We start from the raw sequence: 24332 nt of genomic DNA on the forward strand, positions 1-24332 counted from the left end.
GATCGCGATCCCCAGGTCGGCGGCCGGTTCGGTGAAGCGCACCCCGCCCACGGTCGAGACGTAGACGTCGAGGGTGCTGGTCTTGATTCCCGCCCGGCGTTCGAGGATCGCCAGCACCATCGCCACGCGGGAAGAGTCGAGTCCGTGCACGACACGACGGGGGTTGGGTGCGGTCGTGTTGATGGTGAGCGCCTGCACCTCGACGGGCAGCGCCCGTCGACCTTCGAGCGAGATGGCGACGCACGTGCCCGGCTCCGTCGCGCCCTGCGAGAGGAAGAGGCCCGAGGGGTCGGGCACCTCGGAGATGCCCGCACCCGTCATCTCGAAGCAGCCGACCTCGTCGGTGGGCCCGAAGCGGTTCTTCAGCGCTCGAATGAAGCGCAGTGAGGTCTGTCGGTCGCCCTCGAAGTGGCAGACGACGTCGACCAGGTGCTCGAGCACTCGGGGGCCGGCGACCGTGCCGTCTTTCGTGACATGGCCGACCAGGATGATGGGCAGGCTGCGGTCTTTCGCGACGCGGATGAGAGTCGCCGCCACCTCGCGCACCTGACTCGGCTGGCCCGCTGCGCCGTCGATGAGCGACGACGACACCGTCTGCACCGAGTCGACGATGACGAGCTGCGGTGCCACTTCGTCGATGTGGCCGAGGATCGTCGCGAGATCGGTCTCGCTCGCCAGGTAGAGCTCGTCGTGCAGGGCACCGGTGCGCTCCGCGCGCAGGCGCACCTGGGCGGGAGACTCCTCGGCGCTCGCGTAGAGCACGCGACGCCCCGCGCGAGCCGCCTGCGCTGCGACCTCGAGCAGCAGCGTCGACTTGCCGACACCCGGTTCGCCGCTGAGCAGGATCGCCGCACCGGGCACGATTCCCCCGCCGAGGACGCGGTCGAACTCGCCGACACCGCTCGTGCGGCGCGGGGCGTCTTCGGTGGTGATCTGCGTGATCGGGCGGGCGGCCTTCGCCGCCGTCGGCGCGAGCGGGGTGATGCGGCTCAGGATGCCGGTCTGTGCGCCCTGCTCCTGCACGGTGCCCCACTGCTGGCACTCGGCGCACCGACCCACCCACTTGGCCGTCGTCCACCCGCATTCGGTGCAGACGTACGCGGGAGGGGCAGGTTTTCGGGTGGCCATGCAGCCAGGCTATCGCCGGGATCAGACATCCCTATCGGTTCGGGCATTATTCACGGCCCAACCCCTCGATGTCGCGCAGCAGCCACGGAATACTGGAGTCATGGCCAACGGCGGGCCCGTCTGCGGGCCGATCTCGACCTTCTCGCGAGTGCGGATCCTGCACGCGCTGTTCGAGGGCGGCTCGGCGCAGAACGACGGCACGCGGACGCGCGCGGAGCGAACGATCGGCGAGCTCTGCGAGGCGACCGGGCTGCACCCCAACACGGTGCGCGAGCACCTGCAGCGTCTGATCGAGGGCGGCTACGTCATCCAGGCCAGCGAGCACCGCACCACCCGCGGTCGCCCGCGCACGCTCTACAGTGCGGTGACGGGCGCAGCGGATGCCTCCAGCCCCATCGCCCGCAACAAGGCGAAGGCGGCCGCCCTCCGCGGCGATCTGCTGCGCCGAGTCCTTCCTGCTTCGGCATCCGCTCTGGGTCGCGATGCGACCTATCAGCTGGATGCCCTGATCGAACACTTGGAGGAGAGCGGCTTCGAGCCCGTCGTCGATGACGAGCAGCTCACCGTCGATCTCAGCCCGTGCCCGCACGCCGCGGGTCGCGCCGAAGACCGTCCGATGCTGTGCTCCGTGCACCTCGGCCTCATGCAGGGGGTGCTCACCGAAGCCGGTGGGCCGCTCGCTGCCGAGGCCGTGCGCACCCCCGCCCTCGCGGCGGACTGCGCTGTGCCTGCTGAGTGCGTGGTGCAGCTGCGCCTGACGGAGATGACCGCCGCCTAGGCGAGCATCTGTCTTATTCACGGTCTGCGGCCCCGCGGGGGCAGCGGGCACGTCGTTAGCGTGGCACCCGGGGCACGGAAGAACACGGGCACGGAAGAAGGAGTGGCTCATGGAATGGCTCGACCCGCTGGTCCTGTCTCGATGGCAGTTCGGTCTGACGACCGTCTACCACTACCTGTTCGTGCCGCTGACGATCGGCATGGCGCTCGTTGCAGCCATCTTCCAGACCGCGTGGGTGCGCACCGGCAAGGTGCAGTACCTGCACCTCACGCGGTTCTTCGGCAAGATCTTCCTGATCAACTTCGCCATGGGTGTCGTGACCGGCATCGTGCAGGAGTTCCAGTTCGGCATGAACTGGTCGGACTACTCCCGCTTCGTCGGTGACGTCTTCGGCGCCCCGCTGGCCTTCGAGGGGCTGCTCGCGTTCTTCTTCGAGGCGACGTTCATCGGCCTCTGGATCTTCGGATGGGACAAGCTCCCGCAGAAGCTGCACCTCGCCACGATCTGGTGCGTCTCGATCGGCAGCATCCTCTCGGCGTACTTCATCATCGCCGCGAACGCGTTCATGCAGAATCCGGTCGGCTACGTCTTCAACCCCGAGACCAACCGCGCCGAGCTCACCGACTTCTGGGCGCTGCTGACCAACCCCGTCGCGCTCGCCGCCTTCCCGCACACGATCTTCGGTGCGCTGATGTTCGCCGCCGGCGTCGTGATCTCGGTCTCGGCCTGGCACCTGGCTCGCGGCCAGCACTTCGACACCATGCGCATCTCGCTGAAGTTCGGGCTGTGGGCGATGATCGTCTCGACCGCCGGCGTCGTGCTCACCGGCGACCAGCTGGGCCTCGCGATGTACGCCGCGCAGCCGATGAAGATGGCCGCGGCCGAAGCCACGTTCAACACGGTCTGCGGGCCCGATGCCTCGTTCAGCCTGTTCACGCTCGGCACCCCCGACGGCAGCTCCGAGCTGTTCTCGATCCGTGTTCCGTACCTGCTGTCACTGCTGTCGACGCACACCTTCGACGCCTGCGTGCACGGCATCAACGACCTCAACGCCGAATACGCCACGACGTTCGCCGACACCGGCCTCACCGAGTTCGCCCCGATCCTGTGGGTCACGTACTGGGCGTTCCGCTGGATGATCGGCCTCGGCATGGCCGCAGCCCTCGTCGCCGTGGTCGGCCTCTGGGTCACCCGCAAGGGCGCCAAGAACCCGCCGGCGCCGTGGATGTGGAAGCTCGCGATCTGGTCGTTCCCGCTCGCGCTCGTCGCCAACATCATGGGCTGGGTCTTCACCGAGATGGGCAGGCAGCCCTGGATCGTGTTCGGCCTGATGACCACGCAGGACGGCGTCTCGCCGGGTGTGAGCGGCGTCGAGGTCCTCATCTCGCTGATCGCCTTCACCGCGATCTACGCCGCGCTCGCCGTGGTCGAGATCCGCCTCATCATCCGCGCGGCCCAGAAGGGCCCGGACACCGAAGAGCAGCCCCACGAGGAGACGGCCCAGCTGCCGTCCGTCGTGTACTGAGAAAGGGATCAGTCATGGAATACATGTGGTTCTGGATCGTCGCCTTCCTCTTCGTCGGCTACTTCGTGCTCGACGGGTTCGACTTCGGCGTGGGCATGTCGCTGCCGTTCCTCGGCAAGAACGACGTCTCTCGTCGCCAGGTGATCAACACGATCGGCCCGATCTGGGATCTCAACGAGACCTGGGTCATCGTCGCCGGCGCCTGCCTGTTCGCGTCGTTCCCCGAGTGGTACGCGACGCTGTTCAGCGGGTTCTACCTGCCGCTGCTGCTGATCCTGCTCGCGCTCATCCTGCGAGGCGTGTCGTTCGAGTACCGGCACCAGCGCGAGAGCGCGGCCTGGAAGCGCGGCTTCGACCGGATGATCGTGATCGGCTCTGCCGTGCCCGCGCTGCTGTGGGGCGTCGCCTTCGGCAACATCGTGCAGGGGGTGGCGATCGACGAGAACCACATCTACGTCGGCGGCTTCTTCGCCCTGTTGAACCCGTATGCGCTGCTGGTCGGCGTCACGACGCTGCTGCTGTTCTTCCTGCACGGCGTGCTGTTCGTCTCGCTCAAGACCGACGGACAGGTGCACGCGGATGCTCGTCGACTGGTGAAGCTCGCCGCCGGCCCGACGGTGCTCGCCGCCGCGGGAACCGTGATCTGGACCATCGGCATCGCCTGGGGGCGCCAGTCTCCACTGATGCTCATGGTGGTCGGCTGCGGGCTCCTTGCAGCGCTGGCGCTCATCGCCTCGGTCCTGTTCTCGCTGCGCGGACGCGACGGGCGGGCATTCACGGCGGGCGCTGTGACTGTGGCATCCGCTGTCGTGATGCTGTTCGCGGCGCTGTTCCCCTACGTCATGCCGTCGACGATCGACCCGGCCTTCAGCCTCACGATCGAGAACGCATCGAGCACGCCGTATACGCTGACCATCATGAGCTGGACCGCCCTGATCGCCCTGCCGCTCGTGCTGGCGTACCAGACGTGGACCTACTGGATCTTCCGCAAGCGCGTCACCCGCAGCTCGATCGAGGGGGCTCCGGCGCACGCGTGAGAGCTGACTCCTGTTCCGGTCGCAGTTCGTGCCGCATCCCTGTTCGGGGCGCGGCACGAACTGCGATCGGAGTGTCTTCGCTCGTGTCTGTGGCGCGGGAGGTGCGCTCGTGAAGCCGGTCGACGTCCGCCTGCTGCGGTATGCGAGTGCCGCGCGCGGATTCCTGCTGCTGTCGGGCGCGATCGGGGTCGTGCAGACGGCGGTCACGGTGGCGTTCGCGTGGATGCTGACGCAGGCCGTCACCGGCGTGCTCGCGGGGCGCGATGTCACGGCATCTCTCCTGTGGCTGCTCGGTCTGGCAGCGCTGCGGGGCGTGCTGATCGCCGCCTCGGATGCCGCCGGCACCCGTGCCGCGGCGAAGACGGGCATGCAGCTGCGGGCTGCGCTGATCGCGGCAGTCGGGCGTCTCGGGCCCGGCTGGCTCGCGCAGCGCAATCAGGCAGGGCTCGCTGTGACCGCCGGGCACGGACTCGAGGCACTCGACGCGTACTTCGCGCGCTACATCCCTCAGCTGGTGCTCACGGTCATTGCGACGCCGGTGCTGGTGGCGGTCATGTGGTGGCAGGACTGGCCGAGCGGACTCACCGCGATCATCACGCTCCCGCTGATCCCGCTCTTCCTGATCCTGATCGGCATCGCGACCCGCACGGTGCAGCGCACGCAGTGGCAGACGCTGCAGCGACTCGCGGCCCGGTTCGCCGACACGGTGCAGGGTCTCTCGACGCTGCGCCTGTTCGGTCGCGAGCGGCGGGCCGCCGCGCAGATCGAGGCCACGGCCGACGAGTACCGCCGCGAGACCATGAAGGTGCTGCGGTTCTCGTTCCTGTCCGGTTTCGCGATGGAGCTGCTGGCGTCGCTCGCCGTGGCGCTCATCGCGGTGGCCGTCGGATTCCGGCTGCTGTCGGGCGACCTGTCGCTCGAGGTCGGGCTGTTCGTGCTGCTTCTCGCGCCCGAGGCCTTCCTGCCGATCCGCCAGGTCGGCGTGCAGTTCCATGCCGCGTCCGAGGGGGTCGCGGCGACGGAAGACGTGTTCGAGGTGCTCGACGCGGCGGAGGCTCGCGTCGTCGGCGTTCACAATTCAGCACGGAACCGTGGCACGGTGCCGGAAGAAGAACTGAGCGCTGGTTTCCGCCGTATTCATGCTGAATTGCGAACGGGTAACGCGCGAGACCTCGTCGTCTCGGATCTGCGCGTGCGCGATCTGCCGCCGGTCTCGTTCACAGCCGTTCCTGGAACCATCACGCTGATCGAAGGACCGAGCGGCGCGGGCAAGTCGAGTCTGCTCGCGGCTCTGCGCGGTGCGGTCGAGTTCGAGGGTTCGGCTGCGATCGGCGGTGTCGATGTGCGCGAGCTCGCGCCGTCGGAGTGGCTGGCGTGGAGCGGGCAGCGCCCTCAGCTGAGCCGAGGCACGATCGCGGCGAACGTGGCGCTGGGTGATGCGGACCCGGATGGCGACCGCATCCGCCGTGCACTCGACGATGCGTGCGCGCAGGAACTGGATCCGACGTTCGACCTCGGCGTGCAGGGCAGCGGGCTGTCGGGTGGCCAGGCGCAGCGGGTCGCGGTGGCACGGGCGCTGTATCGGCAGGCCGGTCGCCCCGACGCGGTGCTGGCGCTCGACGAGCCGTCCAGCGCGCTGGATCCTGAGACCGAAGCGCGGCTCTGGGCGTCGCTGCGTGCGCGCGCGGATGCCGGTGCGACGGTGCTGCTCGTCTCGCACCGCCGATCGGCGAGAGACATCTCCGACCACGTCCTGGAGCTGGGGGTGAGCGCGTGAGCGCCGACTCCGCTCGCATCCGCGGCATCCTTCGCCTGGCGCAGCCGCCTGTTCGTCGCTTCCTCCCCGGCCTGATCTGGGGCTTCCTCTCGGCTGGTGCCGCGGTGAGCCTGCTCGCGGTCAGCGGCTGGCTGATCGTCAGCGCATCGATCGTGGACTCGCTCGTACCTCTGTCGATCGCGGTGGTGGGCGTGCGGTTCTTCGCGGTGTCGCGGGCCGTGACGCGCTACCTCGAGCGTCTGAGCGGACACGATGCGGCGCTGCGTCAGCTCGCGTCGACCCGCGCCGACATGGTGCGGCGGCTGACTCCGCTGTCGCCTGCGGGGCTCGGGCGCACCGACCACGGCCGGGTGCTGTCGGCCCTGGTCGACGATGTCGAGAACCTGCAGAACCTGCCGCTGCGGGTGGTGCAGCCGCTCGCCGTGTCGGGGCTCGTGGCGCTCGGCGCCGTCGGATTCCTCGCGTTCGTCTCGGTGCCCGCGGCTCTCACCCTCGCGGCATGTCTGGTCATCGCGGCCGCTGCGGCGATCGGTCTCGGCTGGTTGTTCGGCTCCCGGGCCGAGGCAGCCGTGTCGAGTCGCCGCGGAGATCTGTCCGCCGCGCTCATCGACTACTTCGGCTCGCTCGACGTGCTGCTCGCCTATGGAGCTGAGCCGCAGGCCCGCGAGCGCGTGCGACAGGCGGATGCCGAGCTGCGTCGCGCCGTGAGCACCGCCTCGCTCGCGCAGGCGATCGCCGCCGGGGTCGTGTCTGCGGTGGCCGGTGCTGCATCGGTGTGGGCACTGGTGGTGGCCGCGCCGGGTCTGCAGACCGGTGCGATCGACGGGCCCTGGTTGGCTGTCGCTGTGCTGGTGCCCATGGTCGTGTTCGAGGTGTTCGGCGCGGTGCCGATCGCGGCGGCATCCTGGCGGAGCGTGCGGTCGAGTGCCGAGCGCATCGTCGACGTGCTGCCCTCCGCGGTGCCGGGCGAACTGCGGTCGGACGACGGCGAGGACGCCGAGATGGTCGGCGTTCCGACTCTGCGGCTGCGGGGCGTGCGGGCGTGGTGGCCCGGTGGGGCGCCGGCGTTGCGTGGAGTGGATCTCGATCTGCATCCGGGCGAGCGCGTGCTCGTGTCGGGGCCGAGTGGGGCGGGCAAGAGCTCTCTGGCTGCTGCGCTCGTCGGATTCCTGCGGGTCGAGGGCGAGTATTCCGTGGGCGGCATGGATGCTGCAGCGCTGTCGGGTCCCGCGCTCCGCCGCACGATCGGGCTGTGCGAGCAGAGTACGCAGCTGTTCGACGAGGACATCCGGCAGAACCTGCTGTTCGCCCGCGACGATGCGACCGATGATGAGCTGCTCGCCGTGCTCGACCGGGTCGGACTCGGGTCGTGGGTGCGCGAGCGCGGGGGACTGGATGCACGGGTCGGCGACCGGGGAGGCCTCGTGTCGGGCGGTCAGGCGCAGCGCGTCGCCCTGGCTCGAGCGCTCCTGCGGGGATTCCCTGTGCTCGTGCTCGACGAGCCGACCGCGGGGGTCGATCCCGACGCATCCGATGCCCTGCTGCGCGACCTGCTTCAGGCGGCGGGGGAGCAGTCGGTGCTGCTAATCTCGCACGTCGCCCCTCCGGCAGGAACCGTCGACCGGGTCGTCAGGTTGGAAGAGGGGCGCACCGTATCGGGGTAGCCGCCGGTCATCCGCGTCCGCGGGGCCGGCCCCGCGGGCTCAGCGTCGCATGACGGGCGCGCCGCGTCGTGGCATCCGTCGTCTCGTGCGGTGTGTCGGTCTCTGCGTCCCAAGGTGTGCGCGCTGGCGCAGGCACCGATGCCCTCTCGAGACCCGGCTTCTGATCCTTCAGATGTGCCTCGGTCCTGCGATCGGTACGTGTGGACGGTCCCCGGTGTGGCGGCGGTTCGGCCCGCTCGTTGAGCGAGGAGCGCAGCGACGAGACGAAACGCGGTCAGCGTCCCGTCAGACGCTCAGGTCGGCCCGGGGCTCCATCACGATGCCCTGGGCTTCGAAGACGCGGCGGCGCTCTTCGATGCGGCGGTGCAGCTCGACCTGCGCGTCGTCGACGAGCTGCGGATCGAGATCGACCGTCGCGGGGTGCGGGTCGCCGTGGTTCGCCTCGATGTAGGCATCGAGCTCGGGGCCGGACGTCCACGACGTGATCAGGGCGTAGCGCGGAGTCGTGCCGCGGTGCCAGACCGCATGCCAGAAGCGCTGCGTGTCGACGATGATGCGCGAGCCCTCGCGCAGCGGCAGGCGGATCTCGGTCGCCGGGTCGAACCGGTCGGAGCGCAGGAGCAGCAGCGAGTCGGTGTCGTCGGAGAGGTTGTAGTAGCCGCGCACGACCCAGCCGGTGCCGTCTTCGTTGAGGCGGTTGTTGTCGTCCTGGTGCAGGTTGTAGACGGCGTCGGCGTATTCGTTGGGCTGCAGCTCGATGACGCGGCAGCGGCCGACTCCGGCACCGGGTTCGAGGGCGCGGCGCTGCAGGGTCGGGGCGATCGCGACCTGCGACTCGACCCACACGCCGTCTTTATCGGTGCGAGGAGGCGTGTGGTTCCAGAAACCGTTGCACTCGATCGCGCCGGCATAGCTCGCGAGCGGGGCGAAGCGCGTGACGCCCGACGAGCGCCACCCGATGTACTCGAGATCGAGCCACTCGGCGGGGTCGGATGCCTGGTCGTGGTCGTCGAGCACGACGTAGCCGGTCTCTGCCAGCGCCTCTGACCTGATGAAGCCCATTGCGTCCCCTCCGTGCCTGATTCCTTAGGCCATCCTAACCAGGGGACATGGTGGCCGACCGAGGCGCGGCCGGGGAAAACCCCGTCGATTCGCGCCGTGGCCCGGGTTGTCGTAAGCTAGTCCGCGGTGACGTGTCCGAGCGGCCGAAGGTGCAACTCTCGAAAAGTTGTGTAGGGTAACCCCCTACCGTGGGTTCAAATCCCACCGTCACCGCCATGGAAACCCCCGAGAAATCGGGGGTTTTTCCGTATCGGTGAACCATCGTGGTGCGTTCGTGGTGCAGATTTCGATGGTGCGCTCGGACACGATCCATTCGTCGGTCGAGGAGTCGAGATGCGATACGGGTTCAAGTCCCACCGTCACCGCCACCACGAAGGCCCAGTATCCCGTTGAAGAGATTGGGATGCGGGGTCTATGTCGTGGTGCAGATGCGGTGCCCGGTAACGCAGCGGTAATCACATCGATTCGGCGTGGGGCAAATGACGTAGTTCTCGACGTGCACCTCTCCGGGGGACCAGTAGAGCTGATGTCAGGCCGTCACGTGATCGCCGTTTCCTCGGTAGCGCTCTAACGCTGATCATCGCCCGCAACGGAGCGAACACAGGAGAACACCGCGAGGACGAAGAGGCCCAACGGCACCGCATCTCGGACGTGCGCTGGACTTCCGCAGGACCGCCAGCCTGGGCCCCGGATGATCACGAGAAGCCATGAGCTGGGGATGGTCCGGCCGGCGGATGACAGACCACAACGGTGCGGCTAGCGGCGTGGGGGAGGAGCCCACGGGCTTGGTCTTGGGGCGTCGGGAGTGGGGATCGCGCGCCGTGATAGTCCCCGCGCGGGGAGTATTCGGTATGGTTGCTGATGGTGATGACGCCTAGGTCATCGATCGAAGGTGGCACGATGACGAGTACTGATGGCGCAAAGCCACGGCGTGGACGACCACGCCTAGTCGACCGCGACAAGATCATCCAGGCTGCTCGGCTGCGGAACCCAGCAACTCTCACGATGCAGGCGCTCGCTGAGGACATCGGTGTGGACCGCAAGACGCTTCACTACCATGTGGAGAGCCGCGCGTCTTTGATGCGAATGGTCGCGGCTGATGCGTTTCGGGACGCTGTGGCGTCACACCACTTCACGGTCGAGAGCGACTGGCGCAAGGCCATCCACTCTTTCGCTCACATCACTCGGGATGCCGTGACTTCCGCCGGAGCATGGGCCAGCTACGTCGAGTTCGACAACGAGGAAGACCTCGAGGCGGTTCGTCCGGCCGAGGCAGCGACGGTGGCGCTCGTGAACGCGGGGCTTGCGGAGAGCGACGCCGGACGTGTGATCACGATGCTGGCGGAGTTGGCGTTCGCGTCGGCTCGGGCCAGGTCTGACGTTCAAGTCACTGGTAACGCCCCCCAGGAAGAGCTTCTCGAGCGGGCGTTGGACCAAGCACCGGCGGGGCAATTCGCCCTCACTCGTCGACTCTTGGGCAACAGGTCATCAACGGGTGGTGAGGAGCACTTCGCATTCCAGCTGCAGCTCGTCACCCTCGGCGTCGAGAAGCTTCTCGAAGATGTGGACGCATCGTCCTGAAAGCCGCCCGTTGCCAGACGCGTCGCCGGTGGTCAAACGGACGCGGCGATGTCCAACGGAACGACGACCGGTGAGAGGCCCGGAGAGCTGACCGTCACGACGGCGGTTCCTGCCTCCGTGGGCCGCACAACCGCAAGGGCTCGGCCGTCGAAGGTCGTCCATGTGCCGTTGTCGAAGCGTTCCGCGGTCCTAGGGTTCGCACTGCACATCCCCGCCAGCACGGCGTTGCCCTCCACCTGCACCGTCACAGAGCGATCGTCAGCGGTCACCAACGTGCCGTACTGATCGCGCAGCTCGACGGAGATGTACGCGAGCGCATCGTCGTCCGCGACGAGCTGCAACCGGTCTGCAACCGCTGAGAGGATAGGTTCGCCCCTGGCCGTGTTCAGCGCTGTACGGCCGACCTCGGCTCCATCGCGGAGCGCGATCGCTTCAAGCCGACCGGGGCGGTAGACGGTCTCAACAGACGCGATCATGGGTCGCTGCTCCCCCACGCGGGAACGTCCGATTTCCTCGCCATTCAGGAGGAGTACGACCTCTTCTGCGTCCGAATAGATCTCCACAACCACGGGCCGGCCCTCGTACCCGGGCCACGTCCATGACGCAATCGAGTCGCTCCATGCCCATTGTGATTGGGCTGCAAGGGCTTGACCGTGGCGCTCAGGCCGGAGCACGGCGATGTAGGGCTCGGCGCGGAGCCCGAACACGATCTCGCGGTAGTAGGACAGCGGACGTCTCCAACCGGTGATGTCGAGATCTCCGCACCACGCGGTGAGCCACGGGTACTCGCGCTCGAGCGACCCGTTGGAGTCGTCGTCACCGTAAGCGGTGGCTCCGAGGCCGACTTCCCCGAGGTAATCCCATCCGGTCCAGGTGAAGTCGCCGATGACGTTCGGATTCTGTGTCACCATGGGCCAGTTCTTGCCGATCTTACCGGGGAAGGTTTCGGAGCCCACGATGACACGGTTCGGGAACAGAGTGCCGTCGAGGCGGTAACGCGCTTCAGAGTAGTTGAGACCCAGCACATCGAGTGCGGCGCTTGATTCGGCGGTGCGGCGCGTCGCTGTCTCGCCGGTGCCGACGAAGTCGAAGCCGCCCTCTGCGGACATGGCTTCATTCAAACCTCCGGCGGCTTCCAGGATGGCGGGGAGTTCATCCATGACAGCGAGGAAGGGATTCACTCCGTTAGTGACGGGTCGGGTCGGATCGAGGGCGCGCACGTGCTCAGCCATGCGCCGGGCCCAGCGCGCGCCGTGGCTGGTGCCTACTTCCGCGATCTCGTTGCCGATGGAGTGCATGATCACACTCGGGTGGTTGCGGTTCTTGATCACCATGGATTCCAGGTCCGCTTTCCACCACTGTGGAAAGTCGAAAGCGTAATCATCGATCGTCTTGAACCGGGTCCAGACGTCGAATGCTTCGTCCATCACGAGCATTCCAAGTCTGTCGCAGGCGTCGAGGAGGGCGGGCGATGCAGGATTGTGGGCAGCGCGGATCGCGTTGAAGCCGGCCTCCTTGAGAAGTTCGATCCGGCGCTCGTCCGCACGTCCGATCGCTGCCGCGCCGAGCGGGCCGTTGTCGGAATGGATGCACGCACCGCGAAGAAGGACGCTCTGTCCGTTGATGCGAAGCCCTTTGCGCGGGTCGACGGTGATCTCGCGAATTCCGAAGCGGACGATGACGTCATCGTCGTCTTGGCCGTTCAGCCCGACGCGAGCGGTGTAGAGGTTGGGGGTGTCTGGTCCCCAGAGGTACGGGTCTTGGACGTACAAGCGCTGACGGACGAGTGTTGTCTCACCAGGGGCGACGGTCACAGGGGTGATATCCGCTTCGACGTTGCCGCCGTCAACTCCTTCGACGGCGGCGCGGAGATCCATCGTGCGCGTTCCGAGTCCGGAGTTCGTCACCGAGGTTGCGACCTCGATGACCGCTTGGTCGGGTTCGATGCGTGCGGTTCGAACGCTGACCCCGTCCGGCGCGATGTGGAAGGGGTCGTTCACATGCAGGAAGACTGGACGGTGCAGGCCGGCCCCGGAGTACCAGCGAGAGTCCTGACCGGAGCGAACTTCGATCCGAAGGGTATTCGTCGCGTCAAGTCGGAGGTAGGGGGTGAGGTCGACGAAGAAGCGTGCGTATCCGTCGGCGCGAGTTCCCACGAGCTCATCGTTGAGGAACACTTGAGCGCGCCGATAAGCGCCTTGCACTTCGATGCGGACGAGACGACCGTGCCATTCCCGTGGGGCGTAGAAAGACTTCGTGTACGAGTACGCGGCGTTCGGGTAGTACGCGCCCGCGCCTTTCCCCGGGACGTCCGGGGAGCGGATGGCGTCCCGCAGCGCGTCGTGGGGGAGGTGGACCGTCGTCGACTCTGCGTTTGCGCTTAGGCCTGCGAACATGCCGCTCGGTGCGCCGCACGTCCATTCGCGGTTGAACGGTGTGATGGACACGGGTATCTCCTTATGGTGCCGCTGCGCGGGACGGACTGGTCCGAGTGCGCCTGCCGCCGATGCCACGGACGGCAGGCGCACCGGCGGTGCTACTCGATCGTGCTGGAAGCGAAGAAGCCGCGCCGCGCACCATTGACGATTGCGCTGTTGTCGATGCGGAAAGAGCCCGTCGCCCTGATATCGGTCGACGACGCGCCGACGAGCACGGTCATGCTGCCCTCCTCGACCAGCCACTGCATGTCGACGTCCAGGAACGCGAACTGATCGGCGCGCACCACGAACCGGACGGTCTTCGTCGCACCGGCGGGAACTGCGAGACGACGGAAGCCGGCAAGCTCGGCGACGGGGCGCACCATGCTCGAGATGTCGTCGCGCACGTACAGCTGCACGACTTCCTCCCCGTCACGGTCGCCCGTGTTGGAGATGTCGATCGAGATGTCCACGGTACCGTCAGAGGCCACACGGGGGGTTACCGTCAGGTTGGAGTATTCGAACTCGGTGTAGCTCAATCCGGTTCCGAACGGGAACAGAGGAGCCTTCGAGTCGTCGACGTAGCGGTTCATGATCATCGAGCCGGCGCTGCTCACGCTGTTGCTCCGGCGGTGTCCCGCGTAGATGGGAATCTGACCAGCATGCCGCACAGCTGTCATAGGCAGGCGGCCAGCGGGGTTGTAGTCGCCGAAGAGGATCTCCGCGAGCGCCTGTCCCCCGGTTTCGCCAGGGAACCAGTATTCGATGACCGCGGGGAAGAGGTCAGCGACCGCCGCGCTGCCAAGCGGCTTGCTGTCCATGTGAACGAGGACAGTCGGAGTTCCCGTCTCCGCGATGCGAGCGGCGAACTCCTCTTGGATGCCGGGCAGCCCGACGTGCGCGGTATCGATGCCCTCGCCCGAGGTGCTTGAGCTTCCCCAACCGTATTTGCCCCCGAGAGTCAGGATCACCACGTCGGCGTCGGTCGCGGCGGCGATGGCTGCGTCGAAGCCGCTGCGGTCGGTGCCTGCAATGTTGCATCCCTTCTCGTAGACGACCTCGGCACCCGGAGAAGCCTGCTGGATCGAGGCGACGATCGTCGGGGTCTTGTGCCCGTAGATTCCGCGCAATGCTGCTTCGACCGCGGCCGGCTCCGAACGCACGTCACTGCCTTCATAGAGTGGGGCCAGCGGGGGGAGGTCGTAGTTCTCCATCAGCTCCGGAAGATCGAGCATCCCTGCCATCTCCGACATCGTCCCGCTCATCGCCAGGTCGACGGACGCGGGCCCGGTGTAGCAGCCGAAGAACAGACGAATCGAGTCGCCATGCGGTCCGATGACGGCGATCTTCGCGGGGCTTTTCGGCAGTGGCAGAATGCCCTCGTTCTTCAGGAGTACCGTCGCTTCGCGGGCGACCGTCAAGCTGTGCGCCAGGGCGGTGGTGGGCTCATAAGCGCTCTCGAGCAGCTCGGTGTGGGCTCCTTCGCGGTCGAAAAGCCCCAACTCGGCCTTCGTAGTCAGCCACCGGCGGACGGCACGGTCGAGGACGGCTTCGTCGAGTTCGCCGCTGCGAACCGCGTCGACGAGGCCTTCCCCGAACCCGAACGGGGTTGGGAGCTCGACGTCGAGTCCGGCCGCGAGGGCAGCAATTCCACCGGCGACAGCGTTTTCGGCGACGTTGAGATCGACGGCCAGGTTGATCGACATGTAGTCGGATACGACGACTCCGCCGAACTCCATCTCGTCGCGGAGAAGCTCAGTGAGAATGTGCTTCGAGGTGATGATGAGTTCACCGTCGATCGTGCCGTAGGAGTTCATGATGGAGGCGAGCCCCGCCTCCGTGATCGCGGCCTGGAATGGCTTCGCATACACCTCGCGGAGTTCGCGAGGGGAGATGGGATTCGATGTCATGTTGAGTCCCCCCTCGGAGAAGCCGAAACCGAGGAAGTGCTTGCCGGTGGCGGCGACACCGTTGCGCAGGTCCGAACTCTGGAGGCCACGCACGAATGCGACGCTCATCGCGGCGCACAGCGTGGGATCTTCGCCATAGGTCTCGCCTACACGCCCCCACCGAGGATCGCGAGCGACGTCCATGACCGGTGACAGCGCCTGGCGAACGCCGACGGCCATCATCTGGTGGCGGACGATCTCCGTCATCCTCTCGACGGATGCAGGGTTCCACGTTGCACCGAGCCCGATTGCGGAAGGGAACACCGTGCCTCCAGGGCCCGTCCATCCCGAGACGGCTTCACCATGCATCAGCGGCGGAATACCCGCTCCGGTCCGCTCTCGCACGTCGGCCTGGAGCTCGGTGTAGAAGGCTGCATCCGCCGTGGCGTCGCTGCCCGCGCTGATACTTCCCAGTGCGCCGACGCCGTGCGGGAAGTTGGCCAGCCCGGCTTCGTGGTGTCCTGCGACGAGAATGGTGCACTGCAGCTGTGCCACCTTCTGCTCGACAGTCATCGTCGCCAGCAGGTCATCGACGATCTGCTGCGTCGGGATCGATGAGCGGCTCTCAGCCGTGTCGTTGTTCAACGGTTCTCCTCTTCGAGCAGCGACAGCTCTCGCGTCGCTCTTTGTCGTTATGGGTAGACGCCGCGTTCAGGCGTCGACACTCGTTTTTCCCGAGGTGGGAAAAACTCTAATTTGTCTTGTTCTTGCCGTCAATGTTCATGGAGTTCAGGGCTACGTCCGCCGTTCGTCGGCGACGGTCGCCCAGAGCGCGTTCTGCCGCTCGCCCACCCGGGCCGTGTGCCCGACGCAATTGAAGGTGCAGGCCTTCGGACGTGAATACGCCGTCAGGCAAGTCTTCTGCGGTGGTTTCGGCTCGTGTCATTGGACCGACCACCCGCCGTCCGAGGCCAAGACGACGCCGTTGACGTTCGCAGAATCGTCGCTCAGCAACCAGGTGATGGAGGCCGCCATGCGGTCGGCCTCCGCGACCGCAGGCGTGAGTGACGCGAAGGGCGCCAGGCGCGCTCTGGCGAATTCGCTGGACATGCTGAATTCGATCGCGGTTGCGGTGGGACCGGGAGCCATCGCGTTGGTGCGGACGCCGGACGGGCCGTAGAGGAAAGCAGAGCTTTTCGTGATTCCGACCACGGCATGCTTGGAGGCGGTGTAGGCGGTGCCTGCTGCGTTGCCGCGCAAGGACGCTTCTGACGCCACGTTCACGATCGCTCCGTGGCCGGCGCGGAGCATCGCGGGCAGTACAGCCCGGCTGAGAGCAAAGGTACCGTCCACGTTCACTGCGAAAACGCGACGCCAGAGTTCGTCACCCGTCTCGTGCAGGGGCGTCATCGCGTCCATGATCCCTGCCACGTTCGCCAGACCGTCGATCGACGAGCCGGCGGCGTCGATGATCGAGGCGATGCCCTCGGGTGTGGTGATGTCAGCCGTCACCGTCACGAGCGCTTCACCGGGCAGCGCTTCGGCGAGAGTGTGGAGACCCGTCGATTGCACGTCGACGGCGATGACTCTGCCGCCTTCCTGGATGATCCGCCGAGCGGTTGCTCGACCGATCCCGGATCCGGCGCCGGTCACGATGACGGTCTTGCCGGCGAAGCGTTGCGGAGCAGCAGCGCTGATGTCCTCGATCTCGTCTGGGGGAATCACCCCGCCGTTGGCTTGTTTCACCAACGTCTCCACGAGCTCCTGCGGAAACGCAGCGCCCCCGAACTCCACCATCGACCGCAACGTGAGGTGTCGGGCCGGGTGCAACGCTTCTTCAGATTGTCCTGCTTGCGCGAGGATTGCACGAAGCAGCGGCCCGCCGGTGGCGTCGTCGAGCCATTCCTGGATCGTGTTCTTGGATGTGAGAGTCATCTGTCTTCTTCCGGGTGTGTCGCGGGGCGGCGAGGCGAGTGCAGGGCGAAGCTGCTACTCCGCGATGACGGTGGTCTCCGCCTGCAGACCGGTGGATGTCCGGACGACGATACGAATAGCTCCCGAACCCGTCGGGCGCACCACGGCGAGGGCGCGTCCCAGATAGGCCTGGGTCGTCGATGCCGTGTAGTCGTCCTCGCTGGCAGGCGCCGCGGTGCCGAGCCCTTGGAGCACCCCCGGTCCGTCGACGTCGACAGTGATGGTGTCATCGCGAAGGACGTGGACGATACCCTCGTCGTCGGTCAGCGAGATGTCGATATACGCGAGGTCGGTGTTGTCGGCGCGGATCTGCGCGCGATCGGCCTGCGCTGTCAGGACTGTGACGTCGGATGCCGAGTGGAGCAGACCGGTCTCTGACCGTACGCCGTTGCGAATCGCAACCGCGGTGAGATCTCCCGCTTGGTATGGGACGTCGAACGACGCCATCCAGCGGTGCGAAGGGCCCGCCGGAGCCGTGCCGATGACCTCGCCATTCAGCGAGAGCTCGACTTCATCTGCGTCGGAGTACACGTCGACGGTAAGAATCTCGCCCTCGTACCCCGGCCAGGTCCAGCTTTCCGTGCTGTCGCTCCAGGTGTAGATCGACGGCTGGAGATCCTCTCGAGGGACGTTCGGGCGATGCACGGCGATGTGAGGCGTGTGGCGAAGCCCCCACACGATTTCCCTCCAGTGGGAGATCGTGCGCCGCTGGCCGGTGATTCCAATGTCTCCTGTCATCGACAGCCGCCACGGGTAGTTGCCGAAGAACGGTTCGGATGCGGGCTTGTCAGCACCGAGTCCGGCCTCGCCTATGTACTCCCACGCGGTCCAGGCGAAGTCACCGATGATCTGCGGGAACTTCTCGACCAGCGGCCAGATCTCATCGAGCTTGTTGGGGGCGCTTTCGGTCCCGAGGAGAAGGCTCTGCGGATGCCGCTCGATGTCGAGCTGGTAGCGGGCAGAGGCGTAGTTGTAGCCGGCGATATCCAGCTGCGACATCGCGTCCTCGAGGCGTTCGGTGGCCATGTCGGATGCGACGACGTTGCCGAGGAGGGGGCCGAGATCTCGCATCAGCGAGTTGACTCCGCCTTCGCGGCCCATCTCGGCCTTGAGGTCGTGGAGCGAGCTCATCACCGGGTTGACGCCGTTGGTGACGGGGCGCGTGTCGTCTATGGCCTTGAGGGCGTCGACCATATCGCGGCCGAAGGTGGCTCCCCAGTCGTTCCCGGTGTCGGCGACCTCGTTGCCGATGGAGTACATGATGACACTCGGGTGGTTGTAATCGCGAGCGATCATCTCAGCGAGGTCCCGCTGCCACCATTCCGCAAGATCGTGACCGTAGCCGAAGCCGCCGGTGGTGGATGTCCACCCGTCGGTGAACTCGTCCATGACCAGCATCCCGATTCGGTCGCATGCGTCGAGGAGGGCCTCACTGATCGGATTGTGTGCCGAGCGAATGGCGTTGTACCCGGCTGCTTTGAGGAGTTCGATCCGGCGTTCGTCGGCACGCCCGATCGTGGCCGCACCCAGGACCCCATTGTCGTGATGGATGCACCCTCCTCGGAGCTTGACGGACTCTCCGTTGATGCGAACTCCGCGCCGGGCGTCCCACTCGAGGGACCGGATGCCGATGCGCGTTTCGTGCACCTCGACCTCAGCGTCGTTCACCATGACAGTCGTGCGGCAGGTGTGGAGGTACGGGCTCTCACACGACCACAGCTGCGGCGCCTCGACCGTCACCCGCTGCCGAAGCGTGGACGGACGGTTCGGGCGGACACCGAAGGTGGCGGAGTCTGCCGCGACGACTGTTCCTTCTGCGTCAAGGATCTCCGTCGTCACGAGAGCCGAGTGCAGCGAGCGGCCCGCATTCTCGAGAGTGATATCGATGTCGACAACGGCCGCGTCTCGATCAGCGCTCACGGTCCGGGCGCGAACGCCGTTTCGGGCGATGTGCACGGTGTTCCCGGTGAGGAGCCAGACGTCTCGGTAAATGCCCAGGCCCGTGTACCATCGCGCGTCCGCGTGGCTTCGGCACTCGACCCGGATCTCGTTCGACCCCTGATGCAGCTGCTCGTCGATCCGTACCGCAAAGGGGATGTACCCGTACGGCCGCTGCCCTACGAGGGCATCGTTGACGAAGACCATCGCACCGCGATACACACCGTCGAACTGCAGCTCGATCCTCCGGCCTTCCCAGCTCGCTGGAACATCGATGGTCTTGACGTACTCGACCACGCCATCCCCGTAGAACCCCGTCAGAGCACCCGGCACATTATCGGCAGATCGAGCGCGGCCGACAAGCGCGTCATGTGGCAGCGTCACCGGCATGGGAGGCTCGGCGTGACCGAGTACCTCCAGGAACGGACTCGTCGACGGGCGAATCGCCCATCCATCGTTGAAAGACGTACGTTCCATTGAGCTTCCTCACTCGTCGGGGGGTGGAGAAATCTCCACATAGCCGGGTGGTGGCGCGAACCCGTGCATCGACACGACTTTATTTCCCGCCCCGGGGAAAATCTACAAGCGTCCGGGGTTCTGGTCAACTCATGCTCGGTGCGCGTACGCGGAATCCCGATATTGGGGCCACTTGACGCAACCCCGATAGAGACCTATATTTTCCCTGCCCGGGAAAAACTACCCGTCATCTTGGGCGGACATCCACTTCAAGGAAGAAGAATCATGACCGACGCCACCTCTGAAACCGAACCGAAGACGGTTTCCAACGCGGTGCAATATCAGTCCAAGACCCCCGCGATGCGTCGGTACACGACGTTCTATGCCCTCGCAATGATGGGCATCTCCCTCCTGTGGGGGTCATTGCTCGCGATCCTCATCCCCCTTCATGTGCAGACGATCGAGTTCGCCAACTACTTCACCGGCGCTGACGCCGGCGTCGACCTGCAGGAACTGACGACGCTCCAAAGTGACGTCGCGGCCGGATCTGCCACCGCGACGCCCGAGCAGGAGCGGCTGCTCGATCTGCTCACGGCCTTCAACGCCGCCCGAGCGACGAGCCTCTCGCTCGTCACCTCGGCTGGTGTACTTCTCGCGATGCTGCTCTCGCCGATCATCGGCATGCTCTCGGATCGGACACGCTCACGATTCGGGCGTCGTGCACCCTGGGTGGCTGCAGGCGGTATCGCAGGGGCTGCGCTCATCTGCTTCCTCCCGGCCTCCCCCTCGATCGCAGTGGTCGTCGTCGTCTGGTCGGCGCTGCAGGTCGCCGTCGGGGTGGCGCAAGGGCCCCTGACCGCCACTGTGGCTGACCGAGTGCCCGAGGATCGTATCGGCGGCGTCTCCGCGATCACTGGTCTCGCGTCATACTTCGGCGCCATCGTCGGATCGATCGTGGCAGGAGTCCTCTTCGGGATCATCGGCCTCGGCGCTTACTACCCGATCGCGATCGTTCTTCTGCTCACCACCCTGGGTTTCGTCCTGTTCGCTCGCGACAACTCTTCGCGCGAGATGATCACGAAGAAACTCCGCTTCAGGGCCGTCGTGAAGTCGTATGGCATGGCGCTTCGGGATCGTGACTACCGCTGGGCATGGATCTCGAAGGTTGTGCTGTATCTCGGCTACGGCATCAGCTCGGTGTTCTCCCTCTACATGCTGCAGAGCTACATCACCCCCGCCCTGTCGATAGAGGCAGCGGCTGCGACGGCGCCGCTACTGCAATTCGCTGCACTCCCGGGGACGCTGATCGCCATGTATGTCAGCGGGCGATGGAGCGACAAGGTCGGCCGACGCAAGCCGTTCGTGATCGCCGCGTCGCTGATAATGGCCGGCAGCTTCTTGATCCCCTTCTTCTGGGCTACGCTCCCGGCTCTGTTCATCCAGGTCATCCTGACCGGTATCGGATACGGAGTGTTCGTGGTCGTGGACCAGGCGCTCTTCATCGACGTGCTGCCTGACCGCGATGCGGCAGGGCGAGACCTCGGGTTGTCTGCTCTTGGGCAGAACCTCGGAAACGCCCTGGGCCCGATCGTCGCCGGAGCAGTTGTGGCTATCGCCGCGGGAGCCTACGGGCCCGTCTGGCCAGTCGGATTCGCCCTGGTGGCGCTGTCCGCCGTCGCCATCGTCCGGATTAAGGGCGTCCGCTAGCCTGCGCGCGTGGAGCGGCTGGGCCGGGCGGGCAGTTCGTTGCCCTCCCGGCCATCTGCGTTTACGCCGCTATTGCTGGGCGATCTTGCTCATGATAGATTTTCCCGGTCCGGGAAATATACGCTCACCGGACATAAAGAGCTTCACGATGCTCCCATTCTTTCGTCTAGCCGAGGATCCTCATGTCACTGTCGACTACTGCCCCTACCCTCTTCGATGAAGCGGTTGCTCACGTGAGAAGCGGAGGCTCGGTCTCTGAGCAGACCGAGCTGTTGCTGTCGGAGCTCACCCCGGAAGAGAAACTCTGGCTCCTGGATGGCGATGCAGAGTTCTGGACGGGCATCGCCGAGATGAGCGCGGGGTACAACCTGCGCCCCATCGTGATGGGCGAGATCGCGCGGCTCGGCATTCCCGGTCTCCGTTTCAGTGATGGTCCTCGCGGCGTCGTGATGGGGGCCTCCACCGCGTTCCCTGTATCGATGGCCCGCGGAGCGACGTGGGACGTTGACCTCGAGGAAAGAGTCGGCGTCGCGATCGGCCGGGAGTTGCGCGCGCAAGGGGCGAATTTCTTCGGGGGTGTCTGCATCAACCTTCCTCGCCACCCGGCGTGGGGTCGCGCTCAGGAGACCTACGGGGAGGACCCCTACATTCTGGGAGAGTTCGGTGCCGCACTCGTGCGGGGGGTCCGTCGCAACGCGATGACGGTGGCCAAGCACTACGCGTTGAACTCGATGGAGAACGCGCGGTTCAAGGTCGACGTTCAGGCTGACGACGCCACGCTCCACGAAGTCTTCCTGCCTCACTTCCGGCGAGTGGTCGAAGAAGGCGTCGATGGCATCATGACGTCCTACAACGCGGTGAACGGCGAGTGGGCAGGACAGAATGAGGTTCTTCTCGAGGGCGTACTTCGTGGCCAATGGGGCTTCCAGGGCGTGACTCTGTCCGATTTTGTGTCCGGTCTTCGCGACGCAGGCCTGTCTCTCAAGGCAGGTCTGGACGTGGAAGCGCCGATGCGTCAACAGCGGGCCACTCACCTCCCGAACGATCTCGAGTCAGGACGCGTGACGTGGGAGCACGTCGACCGCGCGGCTCGACGCATCCTTCGCACGCAGCTCAGGCACTACGCCTCCGATCGCGAAGAGGAACCGTCTGTCGACATCGTCTTCTCGGAAGCGCATCGTTCGCTTGCTCGCGAAGTCGCTGCTAGCTCTATGGTGCTTCTGAAGAACGATCCAACAGGGGAGCGGCCGGTGCTGCCGCTGGACCCGACGGGTCTGTCGTCCGTCGCGGTCATCGGCCGTCTGGCTGATCTTCCCAACACAGGTGACCAGGGCTCGTCCGCGGTGCGTTCTCCTGAAGTGGTCACCGCGCTGGAAGGCCTTCGCCGTGGTCTTCCCGGTACCGATATCGCGACCGTACTCGAGGACGACCCCGCTGCGGCAGCAGAAGCCGCCGCGAGCGCCGAGGTCGCCATCGTGGTCGTCGGATACACCGCCGAGGACGAGGGAGAGTATGTCGGAGGTGACGCCATGTCCGACCCCGCCGTTCTCGCGCTGTTCCCGCCCTTCCCGGAATGGATCGACCCGTCAGCGATGACCAGCGCCGCCGGCGCTATGGGAGACGCGGAAGGCGGAGACCGAGCGAGTCTACGTCTTCGCCCGATCGACGAGGAGATCATCGCGGCGACGGCGGCGGCCAACCCGCGCACAGTCGTGGTGGTCGTGACTGCCGGCGCCGTCGTGATGGAGAACTGGCGGCACGATGTCCCTGCTGTTGTCGTCGGCTGGTACAGCGGAGTCGAGGGTGGCGGGGCTCTTGCGGATGTTCTGACCGGAGCAGTCGACGCGAGCGGGCGGCTTCCGTATTCCATCCCCACCACCGAAGATCATCTGCCGTTCTTCGACCGCGACGCCACCACCATCGTCTACGACCGCTGGTTCGGGCAGCGCCTCCTGGATCGCGACGGGCACTCTGCCGCTTTCCCTCTGGGTTTTGGCCTCTCGTACACGACCTTCTCCATCGAGGACGTCAGCATCACCTCGCGCGATGGCGAATCCATCGTCGCGTCGGTTCGGGTGCGCAACACGGGCGGCCGGGCTGGACGCCATGTGGTGCAGTTGTACGGGTCGACCGACGCTGCGGACTTTCCTTCCAGGGTGCTACTCGGATTCCGGCCGGTAGATCTGGAGCCGGGCGAGGAGAGGGTGGTTGAAGTGCAGGGGTCGCTGCGCCCCCTGCAGCGGTGGGAGGACGGCGGGTTCGTGTGGTCCGCGGGGGATGCGGTGATCTCCGCGGCCTCCTATTCGGGCGACCCCCGGGCAGTGTCGGCAACGCTGAAACTCGCCTGACCTGGTCGACGACTCGCGCAGAATGCCCGTCTCTTCCCCGCTGGTCCCTTCCCAGCCGATCCGAGTAGGAGTCCTCGGTGCTGCGAGGATCTCACCGACTGCGCTGATACGCCCTGCCCAGAGCATGGAGGGTATCGAGGTCTTCGGCGTGGCCGCCCGTGACCCTATTCGCGCACGACGTTTCGCGGCGGACTACGGCCTTGCGCGCGCCTACGACAGCTACGAGAACCTACTGGCCGACCCTCACATCGATGCCGTTTACGTGCCTCTTCCTGCGACACTCCACGCGGACTGGGTCATCGCTGCCATCGAAGCAGGGAAGCGCGTGCTGTGCGAGAAGCCTTTCGCAAGCAACTCAATGGATGCTGCACGGGTGGCAGAGGTCGCTGCGCACTCGAAGGTCATCGTGATGGAGGCCTATCACTCGGCATATCACCCTCTCCAAGATCAACTGCGAGCGATTCTGAACACGGACGTCCTCGGGCGCGTGTTCGACGCTCGAGCCGTATTCTGCATTCCGCTGCTCTCCCGCAAGGCGATCCAGTGGAATCCGGGGCTGGGAGGCGGGGGCCTTCTCGACGTGGGTTACTACCCGGTGCGTCAGCTGAGGGACCTCTTCGGAGAGCCGACCCGCATCATCGACGCGCGAGCCCGTCAATCGCGCGGGGTCGACCGCCGTTTCGATGCGTCGATGCAGTTCTCTGGAGGCGTGCACGGCGAGATCGTCACGGCCATCATGTCGCGCAGACTTCTCGCTTCACGGCTCGAGATCCGAGGGTCCGCCGGCACTCTCAGTGTGACCTGGCCGTATCACCCCCAGTCGGGAGCCAAAATGCTCCTCCGCACGAGCGGCGGAATGCGAGTCCTGCCCACCGATCGGCGATCGAGCTACATGTACCAGTTGGAGTCGTTCCGGGATTCTGTGCGAACGGGCCTCGAACCCCGCACTGGTGTCCGACAAGCTGTGACACAGATGTCTGTCATCGATCAGCTGTATCAGGCTGCGGGGATGCGCCCGCGCTAAACACCACGCGCCGGGCCAGAGAAGGCT

15 protein-coding genes and 1 tRNA gene are annotated in these 24332 nt (G+C 66.1%); 10 read left to right on the forward strand and 6 right to left on the reverse strand.

Annotated features, from left to right (window positions below; all coding sequences use genetic code 11):
• Positions 1–1128 (reverse strand): DNA repair protein RadA (radA, locus tag OPU70_RS10665; protein ID WP_498557725.1); only part of this gene is annotated, 1128 nt, incomplete at its 3' end.
• A 100-nt stretch (positions 1129–1228) separates the two neighbouring features.
• On the opposite strand from radA, the gene OPU70_RS10670 reads away from it, so the two are divergent.
• The 5 genes from OPU70_RS10670 (at position 1229) to cydC (ending at position 7909) form a co-directional block, all read left to right on the forward strand.
• Positions 1229–1906: a helix-turn-helix transcriptional regulator gene (locus OPU70_RS10670; RefSeq protein ID WP_311878000.1), complete on the forward strand. Its 678-nt coding sequence runs from the start codon at positions 1229–1231 to the stop codon at positions 1904–1906.
• Positions 1907–2015: 109 nt separating this feature from the next.
• Complete coding sequence (locus OPU70_RS10675) at positions 2016–3431, forward strand: cytochrome ubiquinol oxidase subunit I (protein WP_042539936.1); 1416 nt, start codon at positions 2016–2018, stop codon at positions 3429–3431.
• Between the two features lie 14 nt (positions 3432–3445).
• The gene (gene cydB, locus OPU70_RS10680; RefSeq protein ID WP_042539938.1) at positions 3446–4468 is read left to right on the forward strand and encodes a cytochrome d ubiquinol oxidase subunit II; all 1023 of its coding nucleotides are present in this window, start codon (positions 3446–3448) and stop codon (positions 4466–4468) included.
• 208 nt (positions 4469–4676) lie between these two features.
• Complete coding sequence (gene cydD, locus OPU70_RS10685; protein ID WP_498557830.1) at positions 4677–6245, forward strand: thiol reductant ABC exporter subunit CydD; 1569 nt, start codon at positions 4677–4679, stop codon at positions 6243–6245.
• Entirely contained in the window at positions 6242–7909 is a 1668-nt protein-coding gene (gene cydC, locus OPU70_RS10690) for a thiol reductant ABC exporter subunit CydC (protein WP_498557726.1), read from the forward strand. The genes cydD and cydC overlap by 4 nt, the downstream gene beginning before the upstream one ends.
• Positions 7910–8194: 285 nt before the next feature.
• Here cydC and OPU70_RS10695 read toward each other — a convergent pair whose 3' ends face one another.
• On the reverse strand, positions 8195–8971 hold the full coding sequence (locus OPU70_RS10695; RefSeq protein ID WP_042539944.1) for a hypothetical protein: 777 nt from the start codon (positions 8969–8971) through the stop codon (positions 8195–8197).
• 125 nt (positions 8972–9096) lie between these two features.
• Between OPU70_RS10695 and OPU70_RS10700 the strand changes: the two genes are divergently transcribed.
• Positions 9097–9187, forward strand: a tRNA-Ser gene (locus OPU70_RS10700).
• 789 nt (positions 9188–9976) lie between these two features.
• Positions 9977–10552, forward strand: coding sequence for a TetR/AcrR family transcriptional regulator C-terminal domain-containing protein (locus OPU70_RS10705; RefSeq protein ID WP_498557727.1), 576 nt, complete (start codon positions 9977–9979; stop codon positions 10550–10552).
• 32 nt (positions 10553–10584) lie between these two features.
• Here OPU70_RS10705 and OPU70_RS10710 read toward each other — a convergent pair whose 3' ends face one another.
• The 4 genes from OPU70_RS10710 to OPU70_RS10725 form a co-directional block, all read right to left on the reverse strand.
• Complete coding sequence (locus tag OPU70_RS10710; protein WP_498557728.1) at positions 10585–12999, reverse strand: glycoside hydrolase family 2 TIM barrel-domain containing protein; 2415 nt, start codon at positions 12997–12999, stop codon at positions 10585–10587.
• Positions 13000–13088: 89 nt separating this feature from the next.
• Positions 13089–15503: a glycoside hydrolase family 3 N-terminal domain-containing protein gene (locus OPU70_RS10715; protein WP_498557729.1), complete on the reverse strand. Its 2415-nt coding sequence runs from the start codon at positions 15501–15503 to the stop codon at positions 13089–13091.
• Positions 15504–15800: 297 nt separating this feature from the next.
• Positions 15801–16793 carry an SDR family NAD(P)-dependent oxidoreductase gene (locus OPU70_RS10720; protein ID WP_498557730.1) on the reverse strand — a complete coding sequence of 331 codons (993 nt, stop codon included), beginning with the start codon at positions 16791–16793 and terminating at the stop codon, positions 15801–15803.
• Positions 16794–16847: 54 nt separating this feature from the next.
• Entirely contained in the window at positions 16848–19247 is a 2400-nt protein-coding gene (locus tag OPU70_RS10725) for a glycoside hydrolase family 2 TIM barrel-domain containing protein (RefSeq protein ID WP_498557731.1), read from the reverse strand.
• A 264-nt stretch (positions 19248–19511) separates the two neighbouring features.
• Between OPU70_RS10725 and OPU70_RS10730 the strand changes: the two genes are divergently transcribed.
• The 3 genes from OPU70_RS10730 (at position 19512) to OPU70_RS10740 (ending at position 24305) form a co-directional block, all read left to right on the forward strand.
• Positions 19512–20933: an MFS transporter gene (locus tag OPU70_RS10730; RefSeq protein ID WP_498557732.1), complete on the forward strand. Its 1422-nt coding sequence runs from the start codon at positions 19512–19514 to the stop codon at positions 20931–20933.
• A 233-nt stretch (positions 20934–21166) separates the two neighbouring features.
• Positions 21167–23281 carry a glycoside hydrolase family 3 protein gene (locus tag OPU70_RS10735; RefSeq protein WP_498557733.1) on the forward strand — a complete coding sequence of 705 codons (2115 nt, stop codon included), beginning with the start codon at positions 21167–21169 and terminating at the stop codon, positions 23279–23281.
• A gap of 22 nt (positions 23282–23303) precedes the next feature.
• The gene (locus OPU70_RS10740) at positions 23304–24305 is read left to right on the forward strand and encodes a Gfo/Idh/MocA family protein (RefSeq protein ID WP_498557734.1); all 1002 of its coding nucleotides are present in this window, start codon (positions 23304–23306) and stop codon (positions 24303–24305) included.
• Positions 24306–24332: the final 27 nt, after the last annotated feature.

Source organism: Microbacterium sp. SWDP-B6, assembly GCF_059803615.1.